Annotated in this window: 15 protein-coding genes, 1 tRNA gene and 3 pseudogenes; 10 read left to right on the plus strand and 9 right to left on the minus strand. The window is 60.8% G+C overall.

Annotated elements, in window-relative coordinates:
• Position 1: 1 nt before the first annotated feature.
• On the plus strand, positions 2-265 hold the full coding sequence (locus tag ACFIMZ_RS00050; protein ID WP_042586636.1) for a PAAR domain-containing protein: 264 nt from the start codon (positions 2-4) through the stop codon (positions 263-265).
• 116 nt (positions 266-381) lie between these two features.
• Here the strand turns inward: ACFIMZ_RS00050 and ACFIMZ_RS00055 are convergent, their stop codons facing one another.
• Both ACFIMZ_RS00055 and ACFIMZ_RS00060 read right to left on the minus strand, forming a co-directional pair.
• Entirely contained in the window at positions 382-861 is a 480-nt protein-coding gene (locus tag ACFIMZ_RS00055; RefSeq protein ID WP_431820872.1) for a cytochrome b, read from the minus strand.
• Positions 862-904: 43 nt separating this feature from the next.
• Entirely contained in the window at positions 905-1,987 is a 1,083-nt protein-coding gene (locus ACFIMZ_RS00060) for a catalase family peroxidase (RefSeq protein WP_431820873.1), read from the minus strand.
• 160 nt (positions 1,988-2,147) lie between these two features.
• On the opposite strand from ACFIMZ_RS00060, the gene ACFIMZ_RS00065 reads away from it, so the two are divergent.
• From ACFIMZ_RS00065 to ACFIMZ_RS00100, 8 genes and pseudogenes are all read left to right on the plus strand, one after another.
• A complete protein-coding gene (locus tag ACFIMZ_RS00065) occupies positions 2,148-2,666 on the plus strand; it encodes a sigma-70 family RNA polymerase sigma factor (protein ID WP_431820874.1) in 519 nt (172 codons plus the stop codon).
• The gene (locus tag ACFIMZ_RS00070; RefSeq protein WP_431820875.1) at positions 2,663-3,418 is read left to right on the plus strand and encodes an anti-sigma factor family protein; all 756 of its coding nucleotides are present in this window, start codon (positions 2,663-2,665) and stop codon (positions 3,416-3,418) included. The genes ACFIMZ_RS00065 and ACFIMZ_RS00070 overlap by 4 nt, the downstream gene beginning before the upstream one ends.
• Before the next feature lie 751 nt (positions 3,419-4,169).
• A complete protein-coding gene (locus ACFIMZ_RS00075; protein ID WP_431820876.1) occupies positions 4,170-6,902 on the plus strand; it encodes a type VI secretion system Vgr family protein in 2,733 nt (910 codons plus the stop codon).
• Between the two features lie 42 nt (positions 6,903-6,944).
• Entirely contained in the window at positions 6,945-8,921 is a 1,977-nt protein-coding gene (locus tag ACFIMZ_RS00080; protein WP_431820877.1) for a phospholipase D-like domain-containing protein, read from the plus strand.
• Between the two features lie 127 nt (positions 8,922-9,048).
• The gene (locus tag ACFIMZ_RS00085) at positions 9,049-10,587 is read left to right on the plus strand and encodes a DUF6396 domain-containing protein (protein ID WP_431820878.1); all 1,539 of its coding nucleotides are present in this window, start codon (positions 9,049-9,051) and stop codon (positions 10,585-10,587) included.
• 227 nt (positions 10,588-10,814) lie between these two features.
• A pseudogene (locus tag ACFIMZ_RS00090) lies at positions 10,815-11,765 on the plus strand (DUF6396 domain-containing protein); the annotation flags it as partial.
• 202 nt (positions 11,766-11,967) lie between these two features.
• Positions 11,968-12,936, plus strand: a pseudogene (locus ACFIMZ_RS00095) (tetratricopeptide repeat protein); the annotation flags it as partial.
• 202 nt (positions 12,937-13,138) lie between these two features.
• Positions 13,139-14,077: pseudogene (locus ACFIMZ_RS00100) on the plus strand (tetratricopeptide repeat protein); the annotation flags it as partial.
• A 367-nt stretch (positions 14,078-14,444) separates the two neighbouring features.
• Here the strand turns inward: ACFIMZ_RS00100 and ACFIMZ_RS00105 are convergent.
• The 7 genes from ACFIMZ_RS00105 to ACFIMZ_RS00135 form a co-directional block, all read right to left on the minus strand.
• Positions 14,445-14,876 carry a hypothetical protein gene (locus ACFIMZ_RS00105; protein ID WP_431820879.1) on the minus strand — a complete coding sequence of 144 codons (432 nt, stop codon included), beginning with the start codon at positions 14,874-14,876 and terminating at the stop codon, positions 14,445-14,447.
• Between the two features lie 113 nt (positions 14,877-14,989).
• A complete protein-coding gene (locus ACFIMZ_RS00110) occupies positions 14,990-15,706 on the minus strand; it encodes a hypothetical protein (RefSeq protein WP_431820880.1) in 717 nt (238 codons plus the stop codon).
• Positions 15,706-16,011: a hypothetical protein gene (locus ACFIMZ_RS00115; protein WP_431820881.1), complete on the minus strand. Its 306-nt coding sequence runs from the start codon at positions 16,009-16,011 to the stop codon at positions 15,706-15,708. Before ACFIMZ_RS00115 ends, ACFIMZ_RS00110 begins: the two co-directional genes overlap by 1 nt.
• A 23-nt stretch (positions 16,012-16,034) precedes the next feature.
• Complete coding sequence (locus ACFIMZ_RS00120; protein WP_431820882.1) at positions 16,035-16,400, minus strand: hypothetical protein; 366 nt, start codon at positions 16,398-16,400, stop codon at positions 16,035-16,037.
• A gap of 155 nt (positions 16,401-16,555) precedes the next feature.
• Positions 16,556-16,804 carry a hypothetical protein gene (locus ACFIMZ_RS00125; protein ID WP_431820883.1) on the minus strand — a complete coding sequence of 83 codons (249 nt, stop codon included), beginning with the start codon at positions 16,802-16,804 and terminating at the stop codon, positions 16,556-16,558.
• The gene (locus tag ACFIMZ_RS00130) at positions 16,801-17,319 is read right to left on the minus strand and encodes a hypothetical protein (RefSeq protein WP_431820884.1); all 519 of its coding nucleotides are present in this window, start codon (positions 17,317-17,319) and stop codon (positions 16,801-16,803) included. Before ACFIMZ_RS00130 ends, ACFIMZ_RS00125 begins: the two co-directional genes overlap by 4 nt.
• Positions 17,291-17,719 carry an immunity 53 family protein gene (locus ACFIMZ_RS00135; protein ID WP_431820885.1) on the minus strand — a complete coding sequence of 143 codons (429 nt, stop codon included), beginning with the start codon at positions 17,717-17,719 and terminating at the stop codon, positions 17,291-17,293. The genes ACFIMZ_RS00130 and ACFIMZ_RS00135 overlap by 29 nt, the downstream gene beginning before the upstream one ends.
• Positions 17,720-18,202: 483 nt before the next feature.
• Between ACFIMZ_RS00135 and ACFIMZ_RS00140 the strand changes: the two genes are divergently transcribed.
• Positions 18,203-18,279 (plus strand) — tRNA-Val (locus ACFIMZ_RS00140).
• Positions 18,280-18,375: the final 96 nt, after the last annotated feature.

Genomic DNA, 18,375 nt, shown 5'->3' on the forward strand with positions numbered 1-18,375 from the left:
TATGAAGGCCATCATCCGCAAGGGCGACTCAACGGATCACGGCGGTACAGTCCTCGACGGCTTTGGGCTTTCGAACTTGAACGGCAAGCCCGCATCTGGCATCGGTCACATGGTTTCGTGTCCAAAGTGCAACGGCACCTTTCCGATCGTCCAAGGCTCAAGCCAGTACACGATAGAAGGCTGCGCGGTAGCGCTGGACGGAATGAAGACGGCATGTGGCGCGTCACTGATCGCCAGCCAACAAGAATTCCTAGCGAGTGAGTAGCATCTCCTCAATTTCGGATAGAGTGGTCAAAGGCTCACGACCCGAGACCTCTGCCCGTGCAGCTTCCAACGTCGGCCGTCTCCGCCACTTTGAAAAGTGACGAAGACGCCTGTCTTTCACCTCCCCACCATCGCCCTCACCACCCCATCCCTCCGAATCACCCCGTGATAAAGCGCCGCAGCAAAGTGCGCAAGAAACGTAGCAAAGAACAGATAAGCGACCCACCGATGCGCGATCCTGAGCCACGCAAATGCAACAGGATCAGCCGAAGCAATCGCAGGCAATTGCACCCCGCCCCCGAGCGTCACCGGATACCCTCCAGCCGAAAGCATCGCCCACCCGATCAGCGGCATCGCGACCATCAGCGCATAGAGTACGACATGCGACCCATGCGCGGCGACCTTCTGCCACCAGGGCAGGTCTTCAGGCAACGCCGGCGGCTTCGACCCCAGCCGCACGACGATCCGCACACAAACCAGCACCAACACGGCGACGCCCAAAGGCTTATGAATCGCGACGAGCACCGCATGCCGCTCCGAGACGGACGAAACCATCCCCACCCCGATAAACAGCATCGCGACGATCATCGCCGCCATCACCCAATGCAGCACCCTCGCCGGCAAACCAAAGTCGTCTTCATCACCGCCCCTCCGATCCCGACCGCGCAGCCCCCGCCACCCCGGCCTCTTCACTCGTCCTTCGCAGATACGAATCCGCATAAGCCGCCGACCTCGCCGCCAGCAACGGATCCCCCGAAGCCTGAATCCCGTCAGGCAGCACTGTCGGGTCGTAATTCACATCCCGGCACGGCCCGCTGTCCTGCGCCGCCACGCGATCGAGCACCAGCGTCCCCGCATCGATCGTCGTCCGTCGCGCAGGCCAGACCTTCGTCGCGTCGTCCACCGGATCCCCCGGTTCCGCGAGCGTGAGCACCAACTTCCACCTTTGCGCACCGTCGGCGATCCGCCGCGTCAGATCCTGCTGCAACACATCCGGATCCCCGGCCGTCGCGACGTCCCCCGCTCCGGTCGTCCGCTCCGGCACCACCCTCCACCTCACCGCCTGCTTCTTCCCCGCCGCATCGACGAGATAAAACGCATTCAACGCGTAGTAAGTCTCGGTGACAAAACTCGCACTCGGCTTCGCCCCTTTCACCCATTCCCGAAACGCCGCCGTCTCCGGATGCGCCGCGAAAAACGCCTTGAGCTTCGCCGGATCCGGCTTCCCGGTTTTCGGATCGGGCTGCCCCGCCACCACCTGCGCATAAAACGCTTCCGGCGTCGCCACCGGGAAAACCGGCATGCTGTTCATCCCGGTCCGCCATTGCTCCCCATCCGGCGCGGTGAGCCGCAGCGCCATGCTCCGGATCGGCACGCTGCTGTCCGGCGCATACGGATTCCCGCCCGGCAACGCGAACCGCCCGACCACCGGCGTCCTGACTGCCCTGAAAAAGGGCGCTGTCGAATACGCAGCCGCCGCGCCATTCCCTTCGAAGTAACCGCTCACACAGACGCCTTTCGCGTGATTCCTTCGATACCCCGGATGCACACCGCCATTCGCCTGCAGCCCATCGACGAGCTTTTGCGGCGTCAATCGCCCCGGCGCCAGCCAGCCACCGACATACCCGAACGCCGCCGCCACGCCCACCACGGCCCCGCCGATCGCCGCCCAGCGCCATAACCCGCGCCCCGGCTCGCGTTGCGAAGAAGAAGATCGCTCCATGAAATTCACTCCCGACCACACGGTCTTGTGTCGAACCGCCGTAGGACGCCGCCCGGCCCGCCTTATTCCATCGAAAAATTTTTCGTATGCTGATGGAATAACCCCGCGCGGCAGGCGTCCTACGCGACGAATCCACGCCGCTCCCGGCACCTGGCCCGCCATGTCCTCGACCGACCAAGACGATCAATTGCGCGAACTGATCCCGCGGCTGCGCCGCTTCGCGCTCTGGCTGACCCGCGACGTCCACGCGGCCGACGATCTCGTCCAGTCGGCGCTCGAGCGCGCGCTGTCGCGCTGGTCGAGCCGCCGCGACGACGCGTCGCTGCGCAACTGGCTCTTCACGATCCTGTACCGGCGCTTCCTCGACGGGAAACGCAGCGCGAAGCGCTACGCGTGGCTGCTCGGCCGCCTTCAGGAGCCCGACGAGCCGCACTGGCCGTCCGCCGAACGCGAGTTCGCCGCGCGCGCGACGCTCGAAGCGTTCGGCCGCCTCTCCGACGAGCAGCGCAGCCTGCTGCTGCTCGTCGCTGTCGAGGGCTTCAGCTACCAGGAAGCCGCCGATCTGCTCGACGTGCCGATCGGCACCGTGATGTCGCGGCTCTCCCGCGCGCGCCAGGCGCTGCGCCAGCTCAGCGACGGCGAAATCCCCGCCCCTTCACTGCGGTTGATGAAGAAATGAACATCCCACCCGACGAACACGACCTCCACGCCTACGTCGACGGCCAGCTCGACGACGACGCGCGTACCGCGGTCGAACGCTATCTCGCGCATCATCCGGACCGCGCGGAACAGGTGCAGCGCTGGCGGCAGGACGCGCAGCGGCTGCGGGCCGCGCTCGCGAGCGTGCCGCTGCCGGCCGAGAACCCGGGGCTCGATCCAGCGGCGATCCGCGCGCGACAAGCCGAACGCACGCGGATGCGTTTCGCGATGGCCGCATCCTTTGTTCTCTGCGTTGGCCTCGGCACGTTCGGCGGCTGGCAGGCGCGCGGGTGGAACGCGCCGCCGGCCGTCGCGCCGATGAGCGACGCGGTCGAGGCGTACAAGCTGATGGTGGTCGATCGCAGCGCGCGGGTAGATGTCACGCCGACGAGTGCGGGCGAGTTGCAGACTTGGCTCACCCGTCGCGTCGGTTCGGGCGCGAAGCTGCCGGATTTGAACGCGGCGGGCTTCCGGCCGGTCGGCGGCCGTCTGTTCGCAACCGAGCGCGGTGCGGCGGCGATGGTGCTGTATGAAGACGATGCGGGCCGCACGCTGAGCTTCTACGTGCGGCCGCCTGAATCTGCGCATAGGCTGCTCGCGGCCGGCGAGCGCGTGGATGGTGAATTGCTCGCGCGCTATGGCTCACTGCACGGGCTCAACTACGCCGTGGTCGGAAAGGTGGACAGTCTCGGCGAGAAAGCCGTCGCGCGCGCGCTCGACGAGCAGACGTGATCGGCGCGATGCGGTCGCCGTCTGCGGCTCGACGCGCCCCCTCACGCACCGGATGACGCGGTGTACCCGACCGGAGCCACACACGCTCACCGTTCGATTGCACAGCGTTTCGAGTCCTTTTGGATGACGGATATCCACAACGAGCGCGGCGACTCGACGCTTTCATCCGGGAGCATTCACCCTCACCTTCGAAATGCACAGCATTTCGATTGGTTTCGGTAGCCTGATATCCACAACGAATACGATGGCCATGCCGATTGACGCAATGCGGTCAACCGCAGGCATCGACCCTCACCTTTCCAGCTCACAGCATTTCGAGTTGCTTCGAAGGCCGGTTATCCACAACGAACGGGACCACATGATCGGCCTCTTGCCCTCGATCCGGCGCGGCCTCTTCGAGAAATAGCCGGCGGCGCAGCGTCCATCGCGCCGACACATGCTCCCATCCGATCGCGTCGCAGAACGCGCGTCTGCCTGGCGGATGCGCGGCCGCGCACCATACCACACAGCGTTTCCGACTGCTTTCGAGATCGATTGTCCACACCCCGGCGGTAAGGCCGAACGCCTCATGGCGCCCAATCCGAAACAGGCGCGCTCGCGAAAGTGACAAGCAACGTGCGGCATGCATCACCCCATGCACGCCCTCACATCTCCGCATGACTTTAAGCCGCCCAACACCCTGTAAAATCGTGCCAGAGAGCCCTGTCACACCAGTGACACAAGTAATAAAAATGTAAGAAAAGGGATGAAAATGAGTGCGCAGGACATCGTGAGGGCCATTCAGGGCGGACTGATTCAGCAGGATCGCCTGCTGAAACTGGACACGCCGCTGGGAACCAACGTGCTGTTGCCCCAACGGGCCGCAGGTTGGTCGCGAATCGGTCGACATTTCGAGTTTACGATCGACGCGTTGTCCACCCAGGGCAACATCAAGCAAACGAAGTTGATCGGTCAGCCGGTGACCTTGTGGATTCAACTGGCGAACCGATCCTACGCGCCCTACCACGGCTACGTCCATGCGGTGCGGCGCCTCGGTTCCGATGGCGCGTTGACGAGCTACCAGCTCTCGTTCGCGTCGTGGATGCACTTCCTGAAATACCGGCGCGACCAGCGCATCTGGCAAGACAAGGCGGCGGATGAAATCCTCACCGAAGTCTTCGATGCGCATCCGCAGGCCCGTGGCCGCTTCAAGTTCGCGCTGTCGAACCCGCTGCCGGCGAGATCCTATTGCACCCAGTACGAAGACGACTGGAATTTCGCTCATCGGCTGATGGAGGACGAGGGGCTGTTCGGCATCTGGCAACAGGACGATGACGGCACATCGCATACCCTGGTGATCACCGACAGCCTGCACACCTTCGAGCCGCTCGCGACGCAAGCGATCAAGTTCTACCGATCCGGCACGAACAGCGAAGCCGACGCGCTGGTCCACTGGTCGAGCGAGCGATCGCTGCATAGCGCGATCCTGACCACCAGCACCTTCGACTACAAAAGCCCGACGTCCGGCCTTCCTAAGGGAACCAACGTTCCCACGATGTCGCAACAGGAGTTGCCCGAACACCTGGAAGAGTATCGGTACACCGGGCCCTATACCTATCTGAAGCAGGGTCGTGGCGATCACTTGTCCAGGATTCGCATGGAGGAATGGGAATCTCGCGCCAAGCGGTTTCATGGCGCCGGCGGAGTGCGTGGCATGGATGCCGGGCGATGGTTCGAGATCGTCGGGCATCCTGAACATGATCGCGATGTGGACGAGAAGCGGCAATTCTCCGTCATCGAAACGGCATGGACGATCGAGAACAACATTCCGGTATCGAGCCACCATGCGAATTTTCCGGGCAGCCTGTACCAGCACATTGCCGACGCACGAGCGGGCCAGGAAGGTCATGCGAGATTCGACGTGCCGCATGCCGATGGATCCGCCGGCTTTTTCCTCGTCAGGATCGAAGCGCAGCGCAAGTCCATTCCGTTTCGCAGCCCATTCGAGCACCACAAGCCCGATATGCGGATGCAGACGGCGACGGTGGTCGGCCCCAAGGGCGAAGAAATCCACACCGACGATCTTGGCCGCGTGAAGATCCAGTTTCACTGGGATCGGATCGGCCAGCGCGATCAGCGCAGTTCATGCTGGGTTCGGGTTGCGCAGCCGTGGGCGAGCGGCGGATTCGGCGGCATCCAGCTGCCGAGAATCGGCGACGAAGTGGTCGTGCCGTTTCTCGACGGAGATCCGGACCGCCCGATCATCACCGCACGCGTGGGCAATGGCGCGAACCGGCCGCAATGGAATCTGCCCGACCAGCATGCGTTGTCGGGCTTCGTCAGCAAGGAAATCGGCGGTCAGCAGAACAACGTCTGGCTGAAGGACGATACCAAGGGGCAAGTGCAGACGCAGATCCGCAGCGATCATCTTGAAAGCGGCCTGCACCTCGGCTATCTCACGCGCGTGAGCGAGCCCTCCGGCCGCGGCGACAAGCGAGGCGAAGGGGTCGAGCTGCGCACGGACGGGCATGCCGCGGTGCGTGGCGCGCGCGGCCTGCTGCTGACGACTCATCCGCGTAGTGGCGCCTCCGGTGATGCATTCAGCGTCGACGAGGTGAACCTCCAGCTCACCAACGCAAACGACACTGCGTCCAGTCTCGCTCAGTCGGCGCTGTCGGCGGGCGCGCAGGACGGCGAGCAGAAGAGCGTGGCCGCCGCGCTCAAGGCCCAGGCAAAAGCCATTCAGGGCGCCGGTGCGCTGAAGCAATTCACGCAACCGCACCTGGTGTTGGCAAGTCCGGCGGGGGTCGCGATCAGCACACCGGAACAGATTCACGTCAGCAGCGACCGGACCACGTCAATCACGACGGGTGCGCACGTGTCGGTCAGCACCGGCGGCGGCCTTTTCGCGAGCATGCGCAAGGCATTGCGCCTGTTCGTCTATGAGGCCGGCATGAGACTCGTCGCGGCCGGCGGCGACATCGACCTGAAGGCCCTGAAGGACAGCATCAACGTGCTGGCCAAGCTCAACGTGACGGTGACGGCCACCAAGATCACCCTGAGTGCGCAGCAGGAAGTCGAGATCAACGGAGGTGGCAGCTATACGCGCTGGACGGCCGGACAAATCAAGAGCGGTACGTCCGGCGGCTTTGAAGTGCATTCCGCGAGCCAGACGTTTACGGGGCCGGACAGCGTGGGCACACCAACCATTCAGGCGCTGCCGCCGCAGAAGGATGAGCTGCACTTCGCGTTGCGGGCATTGCCTGGCGAAGCGCATTTCTATGTGAGCGAGCCCTACGATCTGTACAAGGGTGGCGAGAAAATCGGCGAGGGCGTCACGGACGAATTCGGGCGAATCGTGATCAAGGACCATCAGCCGGGTACACCGGCATATCAGGTCAAACTTGCCAATGGCGGCCAGTTTGATCTGAAGGTGCACGAAGCACTGCACGACGATCCCGAGCACCCTGATCGTCGAACCAACCGCGGCGAGCGGCTGGTCTGAACCGGATGTCGATATACATCAAAGTCACCAGGAAAACAGGACATGGCTGATCAAACGCTCGAATCGCAGAATCCGGCAACCTTCGCGATCGACGAACAAGCGCGCACCGGAGTGGCAGCAGTGCAGCTGCTTTTGGAAACAAAGGGGGAATTCGCACCCGTTACCTATGAGAACAAGCTCGAATTCATCATCTGCGGCGAGAACGGCTTTCGCGCCATTGCCGAGAACCTGCGCGCTGCGAAATCCACGGTGGATCTCGTCTGCTGGGGTTTCGATCCGGGCATGGAACTCGAGCGCAATGGCGACAAGTGGCCGCGTGGGACGACATACGGCAAACTGCTTGAAGAGATCACGACGCGAAAGGAAAATCCGGTCACTGTCCGGCTGATGGTGTGGTACGACAAAGTTGCGTCTGCCAAACAGAACAACGTGCCCGGATATTCCGACAATGGCGGCTACTACACGAATCCGCTCGCTTGGGTCGTGAGTGGCTCGTCCCCCTATGCGAGCCCGGAACGCCATCAATTCTGTGTGGATTGGTGGAAGCGCAACCGGCCGAAAGGCAACGTCAGCGGCCAGAATCCACGTCTGCAGGTTGTGTTTCGCGACATCGAGAAAGCAGATGTCGAGCATGCGCTCTCTGATGAGAAAGACAAACCTGTCAGTGGCCCGAATCCGCTCAACGAATCCAACTTGATGATGGATTATCCGACCCACCACCAGAAGCCAATTCTGATCGACTACGCGCACGAAGGCGGCAAGTACGCGGTGGGTTATGTGATGGGTCTGAACTCGGTGACCGATTACTGGGATCGAACCGACCACAAAATCGACGACCCTTTGAGAGAGGTCCTTACCGACAAGAAACTCGAGGACGAGCAGGCGCACGAGAAAGCGACACAGGGCAAGCCCGCCACCAAGGGTTACAAGCACGGCAAGCCCTATCAGGACTATGCTTGCCGCGTGGTCGGCCCGGCGCTCAAACGCCTGCACGAGAACTTCGTGCGCGACTGGAATATTTTTGCGCCCGATCATCAGGTTCCAGAGCTGACTGATGTTCCGCCCAACATTCCCCGAGAGACACGCGATCCGGCCCTGGCGGTCCAGATCGTTCGAACCCATCCGCGGGAGAAGGAAAAAACAATCAAGGAGCTCTACTACCAGGCAAGCAGCTATGCGCGCAACTACATCTATATCGAGAACCAGTATTTCTTCTATCCCGACTTCGCCCGTCAGTTGAAAGAGACGCGAAGGGACCATTGGAAGAAATGGGTGCAGAAATCAGGACTGCCCCCGATGGAGATGCCGATGTTGCATCTGTTCATCGTCATTCCGCATCCGGAGGACGACGGGATGATTCCGCGCACGTATGACATGGTCAGCATGCTGGGAGGCGGATACAACGGGAATGCAATGTCGGATCAGCAACAACACCTCGACCAGGTTCACGCCAGCCAGGACTACGAGGATTCGCGGGTCATCACGTATACCATCAGGGAATCGGGCGGAACGATAGCGACCCAGCAGCGCAAGGTTCTGGACACGCCTGGCGTGCAGGAACTCATGAAGACGTATGGGCTGAAAGTCAGCATTTCCCGCTTGCGCGCGAGCGGGATGGTCGGTGATCGCATGGCCTATCGGGAGATCTATATCCACTCCAAGCTGATGATCATCGATGATGTATTCGTCACCGTGGGAAGCGCCAACCTGAATCAGCGCAGCATGGCAACGGACAGCGAGATCAATATTGCCGCGACCGGGACGCAACATGCCGCGAAGTTGCGCGAGGATATTTTCAAGCTTCTTACGGAAGGTCAAATTCCTGGAAGTGGAGACCCCTCAAAAGTGCCAAACATATTCGACCAGTGGCAGGCACTCATGGATACCAATCGCGCGCTCTGGAAAGTAGGCAAGCAACCACTTAGCGGATTTTTGCTCCCTTTTGAAGATCACCGATCTACGACGACGATGCATGCGTCCGTGGATATCCCGTCAACCGGTAACACCGCCCTGGCCTGATATGTATCGACCCAGTACAACGTTTTTGACCTTTTGCCTGCGATTGCTAATCGCAGGGCTTTGGCTACTGACGACTGCCTCACAGGCGAATCCTTTGACTGCCATGAACGGTAATTTGAGCACTGCCATGTCCGATCTGCCGCGTTACGAGAAACTCCCGCTGTTTAATCCGCACCGCAAGACCTTCACCTGCGTCTACCAAGACCAGCAAGTGCCGCCGATCGACCCGCAGGCCGAGCAGTGGTTCCAGCAGGCGCTCGCGCTCGACGACCCGAACATCTTCTACGAGAAGATCGACTATCCGAAGATCTATCAGCTCTACTCGCAGGCCGCCGAGCGCAATCACTGGAAAGCCATGCTCAATCTCGCCTCGCTTATTCTGAGCAACTCCCCCGGCGTGCCGGAGCACGATCCGGAGGCCGCTATCCGCTGGGTGGAAAAGGCCATGAAGCTGGGCGTGCCCGATGCCTACGACATGATGGGTACGTATCACCAGAACGGGTTGGTCAACGGCGGAAGTGCCACCAGCGCCTATGCATTCTTCCAACGTGCGGCAGACATGGGCAGCCCCGCAGCCATGACCTTTCTTGGCGACAAGATGGACGGGGAATATGACGATCCCGAAGGCGGGTTCTGGGGCAATGTGCCCGTTGCGACGCAGATGCTCGAATGTGCTGTCGCGCAGGGATATGGGGATGCCGCAAAGGAATTGAGCTTCATCTATGCACGGCCAGAAACTGCTCAAGCAAAACTTCGTGCCCTCAATATCCTTCACGAGGGCGTGAAGCTGGGGAGCGCGAAGTGCGCAAGCAAGCTGTTTGCCGAATTCAACGGGCTTAATCTCACGAGAGGTTTGAACCTTGTCGGCCACATCGACGACGCTCGTGCGGATCGTTACGGCAAACTTGGTCGTGCCCTCGAGTTCTATCAAGGCCGCCTCAAGTTGCCGAACCTCGACAAGGTGCTGCCACTCCCGCCCGCTCCGCTACCGAAGTGGGACGGCAAAATACAGACCCTCATCGACGCAGCCAAGGCCGTCACGCCACCACTGAAGCCGCAAAATGGTGCGGCCCTGCAGGGACGCGAATTCATTGCTCCGGGCTACGCCGTGCAGCCCCTGGAGCAAAGCCAGTTTGCGATCACCGGAGACCAGGTAGTACCCCGTGCTGGTTACTGGCTGGCACTCTACGGCCCGGCGTCGGCACCGAAAACCCAGTTGATCCCGGCACGCCGGAATCAGCCTGAACGTTACGAGGCCGGCGAGCGCTTCGAGGTCTCCTCGTTCGGTTGGTTGACTGCCGATCAGGTGCAATGGCACTACCTCGGAGAGCCTTACCGTCTCCCCCCCGGCCGCAACGATTTCCTTCAGATGGCGCTCGATTCCGGCTGGCTGCGGCAGGTTCCGGAACCCTCGGCGACGCTCCAATGCAATGGCCATAAGATGTGCCCGCAAACCGGCATCTGGGAAGGACGCGTTGCCAATGATCACCCGATGTCTGCGCTCTATAACCGATGGAACCAGCAGGCCTTCGTTGAGCACGGTCAGGCTTTTCCACGCCCGGCAGAGCGCTTCATTGACATTGCCGTAGAAGACTTGCGCTGGACGTATCTCGGCTGTCCGAACTCGGATACAGGTGTCGCCGGCATACGCACGATCAGTTTGTAAATTCACCGGATGAACACGGGGGTAAGCATCGGCAACGGCGAATCCTTTCGCGCAAGCCCCCGTGAACATCACTTGATCCGAAGACGTCGTCGACGCCTCACATGTTCCGATTGAACCGAACCTTTGCCGCCTTCTGTCTGAGATTGCTGGTCGCCGGCCTCGCCTTGTTCGCCGCCAGTTCGCAGGCCAATTCGTTGACGGCCGCGATGGACAAGCTGAGCGCCGCTATGTCCGATCTGCCGCGTTACGAGAAACTCCCGCTGTTCAATCCGCACCGCAAGACCTTCACCTGCGTTTACCACGACCAGCAAGTGCCGCCGATCGACCCGCAGGCTGAGCAGTGGTTCCAGCAGGCCCTCACACTCGATGATCCGAACATCTTCTACAAGAAGCGCGACTATCCGAAGATCTATCAGCTCTATACACAGGCCGCCGAGCGCAATCACTGGAAGGCCATGCTCAATCTCGCTTCGCTTATTCTGAGCCACTACCCTGGCGTGCCGGAGCATGATCCGGAAGCCGCCATCCGCTGGGTAGAAAAGGCCATGAAGCTGGGCGTGCCCGATGCCTACGACAGGATGGGTACGTATCACCAAAACGGGTTGGTCGACGGCGGAAGCATTACCAGCGCCTACGCTTTCTTCCAGCGTGCCGCCGACATGGGTAGTCCGTCAGCACAGACATTCCTGGGTTATAAGATGGCGGGCACCTACGACGATCCAGGTGAGGGATTCTGGGGCAACTTGCCGATAGCAACCCAGATGCTTGAATGTGCATTTGCACAAGGCTATGGAGATGCCGCAGAAAAGCTGAGCTTGATTTACGCTCGCCCCAAGACCGCCGATGCGAAGCTGCGCGCACTTAAAATTCTCCATGAGGGCGTCAAACTCGGAAGCGCCAAATGCGCAAATAGCTTGGCACCTGAATTCGACGGCCTTGGCCTCACCGATGGCAGCAATCTCGTCGGTCATATCGACGAAGCTCGTGTGCAGCGCTACAGCAAACTCGGCGACGTCCTCGAGTTCTATCAGGAGGGCCGCCTCAAGTTGCCGAACCTCGACAAGGTCCTGCCGCTCCCGCCTGCTCCGCTACCAGCATGGGACGGCAAGGTGCAGACCCTCATCGACGCAGCAAAGGGCGGCACGCCACCACTGAAACCTCAAAATGGTGCGGCCCTCTAGGGACGCGAATTCATCGCGCCAGGCTATGCCATGCAGCCTCTGTATTTCTACCTGATTCACAGGCTCACCAAGTCACCCGGAAACACCGCCTGATATGCATCGATTCAGCACGACGCTTGCCACCTTCTGTCTGAAATTGCTGGTCGCCGGCCTCGCCTTGTTCGCCGTCAGCTCGCAGGCCAATCCCTTGACGACCGCGATGGACAAGCTGAGCACCGCCACGTCCGACCTGCCGCGTTACGAGAAACTCCCGCTGTTCAATCCGCACCGCAAGACCTTCACCTGCGTCTACCAAGACCAGCAAGTGCCGCCGATCGACCCGCAGGCCGAGCTGTGGTTCCAGCAGGCCCTCGCACTTGATGACCCAAACATCTTCTACGCGAATCGCGACTATCCGAAGATCTATCAGCTCTATACGCAGGCCGCCGAACGCAATCACTGGAAGGCCATGCTCAATCTCGCCTCGCTTATTCTGAGCCACTACCCTGGCGTGCCGGAGCATGATCCGGAAGCCGCCATCCGCTGGGTAGAAAAGGCCATGAAGCTGGGCGTGCCCGATGCCTACGACAGGATGGGTACGTATCACCAAAACGGGTTGGTCGACGGCGGAAGCATTACCAGCGCCTACGCTTTCTTCCAGCGTGCCGCCGACATGGGCAGCCCGGCAGCCATGACCTTTCTTGGCACAAAGATGGATGGCAAATATGACGATCCGGAAGGCGAGTTCTGGGGCAATGAGCCCGTTGCGACGCAGATGCTCGAATGTGCTGTCGCGCAGGGATATGGGGATGCCGCAAAGGAGCTAGGCTTCATCTACGCGAGACCTAAAACCGCTCAAGCAAAACTCCGTGCCCTCGACATCCTTCACGAAGGCGTAAAGCTGGGAAGCGCGAAGTGCGCAAACAAACTGTCTGCCGAATTCAACGGACTTAATCTCACCAGAGGCTCCAACCTGGCTGGCCAGATCGACAAAGCCCGTGCGCAACGTTACAGCAACCTCGGCAACGCCTTCGAGTTCTATCAAGGCCGCCTCAAGTTGCCGAACCTCGACAAGGTCCTGCCGCTTCCGCCTGCTCCATTGCCGAAGTGGGACGGCAACGTGCAGACCCTCATTGATGCAGCAAAGGCCGTCACGCCACCACTGAAACCGCAAAATGGTGCGGCCCTCTAGGGAGGCGAATTCATCGCGCCAGTCTATGCCGTGCAGCCTCTGTATTTCTACCTGATCCACAGGTGTACCAAGTCACCCGGAAACACCGCCTGATATGCATCGATTCAGCACGACACTTGCCACCTTCTGCCTGAGACTGCTGATCGTCAGCCTCGCCTTGCTCGCCACCAGCTCGCAGGCCAATCCCTTGACGGCCGCGATGGACAAGCTGAGCGCCGCCACGTCCGATCTGCCGCGTTACGAGAAACTCCCGCTGTTCAATCCGCACCGTAAGACCTTCACCTGCGTCTACCAAGACCAGCAAGTGCCGCCGATCGATCCGCAGGCCGAGCTGTGGTTCCAGCAGGCCCTCGCACTTGATGACCCGAACATCTTCTACAAGAAGCGCGACTATCCGAAGATCTATCAGCTCTATACGCAGGCCGCCGAACGCAATCACTGGAAGGCCATGCTCAATCTCGCGTCGCTTATTCTGAGCCACTACCCTGGCGTGCCGGAGCATGATCCGGAAGCCGCCATCCGCTGGGTGGAAAAGGCCATGAAGCTGGGCGTGCCCGATGCCTACGACAGGATGGGTACGTATCACCAGAACGGATTGGTCAACGGCGGAAGCGCTACCAGTGCCTACGCTTTCTTCCAGCGTGCGGCCGACATGGGCAGCCCCGTAGCCATGGCCTTTCTTGGCGACAAGATGGATGGGGGATATGACGATCCTGCAGAAGGGTTCTGGGGCAATGTGCCCGTTGCGACGCAGATGCTCGAATGTGCTGTCGCGCAGGGATATGGGGATGCCGCAAAGGAGTTAGGCTACATCTACGCGAGACCAAAAACCGCTCAAGCAAAACTCCGTGCCGTCAACATCCTTCACGAAGGCGTGAAGCTGGGAAGCGCCAAGTGCGCAAACAAGCTATTTACCGAATTCGACGGAGTTGATCTTACCGATGGTTCCAACCTCGTCGGCTACATCGACGAAGCCCGCGCGCAACGTTACAGCAAACTTGGTCGCGCCCTCGCTTTCTATCAAGGCCGCCTCAAGTTGCCGAACCTCGACAAGGTCCTGCCGCTTCCGCCCGCTCCGCTACCGGCATGGGACGGCAATGTGCAGACCCTCATCGACACAGCCAAGGGTGGCACGCCCCACTAAAACCGCAATGAGACGCATCCCTCCAGTGATGCGAATCACCTGATACCGTTGTGTGACTGCGCTAAGCCAGCACACAGGATTTAGCGTCCTATTCCAGCCGGTTATTCACATCCCAGATCACGGCGCAAACCGGCTCCGACGACAGAAATGTCGAAGAGCCGTTCGTCGCAGAAAACGCCTGACTGACATGCTCCGGCGCATCCATTCACTCGAGCGCACGCCCGGCGCGCCACAGCATTTTCGCCCTGTTGGGCGATACTTTTCCACATCCGATTGGATGTCTCGATCGTTCACCGTCGCGGTGTTCCGCGTCGGCATGTAACCTCACTGGAAACGAGCACAGCGTTTTCACACCTCCGCGCTACCGGTTATCCACAACACGAACCACGGCGCCATCGGCTTCCCGCACTTCGATGCGAACATCCCGTCCACACGCGTCAGCCAGAAACGCAATCGAACCATTCAACTCGATCACGTCGTAGTACGCCATGCGCTCGACACCGATCGCCGCAGGCAGCCGCGCCCGTAGCGAACCATCCACGTTGACGATGGAGGCGCGATTGGCCGTCGAGTCATAAGGCGCTTCGACGATCGCGACGCCGCTCGCATCGCCCAGCACCCTGCCTGCGATGCCCGCATCATTGCGAACGACCTGCTGCGCACCGCCCGCGCGCCACGTGATCCCGACAGGCATCAACTCCGCAATCGTCCGCCGCAGCGGATTGTTTGCCACGTCGTAACCGGGGCAACGTTCGATGATCGTGAATTCCGCGACGCGATCCCGAGGGTTCATGAGATGGGCCCGTCCGCCAACACATTGCCGAGCCGCAATTCCTCCCGGACGATCGCGTCGAGATCCGCACACAACGGCGCCGGTTGCATGAATGACATCGTGGCCGCGCTCATTTACCCCCCGGTACCGGCATCGATCACGCCGCTGCGCTGCAAAACCTCCCGCAGACAAACCGGACAGACCCGCTCCCCGGCATCCCACAGCTTCACGAATGCCGCTTTGCTGTCGATTCGAAACGTCGACCCGACGATATCGATATCGGGCCCGCAGACGCGGCGCAGAAACGCTTCGTCGAACCAGTACCCGTGCTCGTGGTTCACCGATGCCTTGATCACCCGCACCACATGACGATCGCGCACGACGTCGATCGACAGGATCACCTCCTCGATGTCCGGCGACGTTCGCGTCGGAAGGATGAGCCCGTGGAGCTCGCATCGCGCGTGATTGCCTGGCCATTTCGCGTTGGCCGCGACGACCGACGTGTCGAACGCCTGCTCCGTCGACGTCGGTTCATAAGGCGCTTCACCGGATCGCACGAGCAGCTCGTCCATGCAGGCCGAACAGGTGTACGCGCGCAGGCGCTCGAGCGCCGCGATCTTCGGAAAGGCCGTCACGTGCGCGACGTTGTCGATGAAGGTCGCTTCGACGTCGTGTTCGTCGAGTTCGGCACGCAGCATCCACATGTCCCGGCTGTACTTGGGCCGGTCGAGCGAGACCTTGACGAGCTCGCCGGGCGCGAATTGCCCGCGTGTGCGCAGGCGTGCGGCGATGCCTTTCGACGTCGTCCTGACGCGGCCGGTCCCGTGACGGTGGCAGACGATCGGTCCCATCACCGGCTCCCGTCGTCTGCATCGTGCGCGTCGCCCTGGATCAGGTCAGGCGATCGAGCATCCATCGACGTAACAGCCAGATCGCGCTGCGCGCGCATGGAACCCAGCGTGGCTGCGGTCAGGCGCCAACGCTCCGACAGGAAACGATCGTATTCGCCAAAGGAATAGTGAAGATACAGCGACTCGGCTGAAGCCAGATCGCCGGACTCGGCCGCAATCGTCGCTTCGTCGAGACGTTCGGGAGACAGCGTGTACGGTTCCCGCCCGGTTATCGGGAATCCACTGGCCGATCGGTCTTTCGTCATTTCTGAATCACCTCATCACACGATCATTTGGTCCCGTAAATCCCGAGAATCTTCCCGCTTTCCGGAGAGATGACGTAGTTGATCGATTTCCCGAGACGGTTCGCGTTGCCGAGCCCGCGCTTACCGGGAATCAGCTTTGCGAGGAACGTCACGCCAATGACGTCCTTCCCGTCGACACCCTCGCCATTCGATGCCTTTCTCTCGGATATCGCGATCTCGAAGTTGTTGATGTCCTGTCCGCTCTTTTCGAAATCCTCGTAAGCCGAGCGCAGCCCGACGATCGTGGCCGTGTTGAGCGTGACGTGGTGGTTGTCCATCGTGCCGAAAATTGACTCACTCATGGCAAGTAGCGGAAACGCAAGAAGAAAAAGCGAGGAAAGATATTTCATTGAAGATAGACAGTATCCAGACGCGATTCGCGCCGTATGCAACACAGCGTTTGCGACTGGTTCGCTCGCGCTTATCCACATCCACCCGGCCCGAGCCGCACGAATCATCGGCGCATCTTCGCGTTACGAACGCTTCACCATCCATGTTCCGTCGTTCACGCGACAAGCAACCGGACAATGTCGGCCATATCGCTGTCCGACAACGCGCCGATCCGGTCGACGAACACCCCGTAATCGAGATCGAATTTCACGTTGAACCGCTCGCCTTTGTAGCGACAGCACAAGACGTCGGCTTCGGGGATCAATACGCGCTGTTCGAGGACGATGTCGCCGGGATGCTGCTGCAGGCGCCGCGCCACGACGTCGATATCGAGCGCATCCGGTTGCCTGGCCTGGGTCGTCATCGCCGCTCCCCGTTCGTCGTCCGCGCGAGCGGCAATCCGTCCGCGTGCGGTGCAATGCCCGATTCGTTCGGCTTCACCCGTCGCAACGACATGCAGCCAATCACGACGTAGTCGGCAACGGTGATCAACGACACGACGAGATGCGTCACCGTATCGACGACGAACCAGACGATCCGCTCGTCGTCGTCGAGCCGGTCGACCGCCGCTTTCGCTTCGATGAAGCCATGATGTTCGCGGCCCTGTTCGTCGAACAGGGCGATCCTCAGTGCCAGCAACCCGCTGATGCGGACCTGGGTGTATTCGTCGAGACTCCAGTCGCGTCTCAGCCGCTCGTCCAGCCCGCCCCGCGCGATGGCCTGGGCGAGTACGTCGCGTGCCGCTCGGCTGAAGTCGTCTCGCGCGACCACAGCCTCGAAATCGACATGGATCGCCAGATCGCGCATCTTCATCGGCGAGCGCCCGTCATCCAGAACGATCGGCAGCGCATCACGCCTCCTTGATCCAGTCAGCCGCAAGCGCCAGCAGCTCCGGCAGGTTGCCGGGGCCACCGTACCCGGCAAATGCCGTGTTGGTCGCGCGGACCGAGATCCAGTCCATCTCGTCGTGCTCGACCTGCAGGTCGAGCGACTTGCCGGCCGATGCGCCATCTATCTTCACGCGCCAGCCCGGGTTGTCGATATTGGCGATCTCGATACCGTGCGCATGTTCCCAGACGCCATCGCAGCGGGACGCGGACCAGCGTTGCAAAACGGTCAGCGGATCGGTCATGTCCAGGAGATTCGTGATCGAGCGGATGATCTTTTCTGTGATCCGATGCTGTGCCGCGCTGTTTGCCGGCGTCATGGGAAAAGCGTCCGCTGCGTCGATGTGCGCGATTCTACAGAGGAATTCGCACCGCTCGCGGGTGCTGGCCACAGCATTTCACGTCATTTGTGCACCGATCACAGTCACCGCTCTGTGGTTCTCCAATGGTTTTGACTGGATGTGTATATAAACGTAGTAGTAGTTAACAAGCCCTGCGCCGTCCTGTGGATAACTCCCCAAACGCACTGAAAAATCAACGCGATGCCGAATTCATAACCGCACGAAATTCGCCTGCACAGCTCTGTGGAGCACAGAACAACTTTTGGAGCGTTGCACAGGCCGCACAGATATCCTCAATCGTTCCACTGTGAGTCCAGAGGCTTCCGAAGCGGTTATCCAGAGGGAAATGTGGATAACCTGCCGGTCCCGACGCGTTTGCCTGTGCGACGCGGCGCAATGCGGCCTGCCCGCGCCGCACGGCCCGCGACGCGCGATCGACAAGGCTCTCGACCACGCCGCACACACCGAATCAAAAAAATTGCGTCAAAACGCTTGTGCTCTGCAACAACCCTCTCTATAATTCGCCGCTTCAGTAGGCTCGTAGCTCAGCTGGTTAGAGCACCACCTTGACATGGTGGGGGTCGTTGGTTCGAGTCCAATCGAGCCTACCAACGCACAATAGAAGGGGTCCGGCAGCGTGCATTGCCCACAGGCAACGCGGCTCGCCAAACGATCAGACGCCGCGCGGCAAGTCCGCGCGGCGTTTT

The organism is Burkholderia sp. F1, from assembly GCF_050813845.1.
GTDB lineage: Bacteria > Pseudomonadota > Gammaproteobacteria > Burkholderiales > Burkholderiaceae > Burkholderia > Burkholderia ubonensis.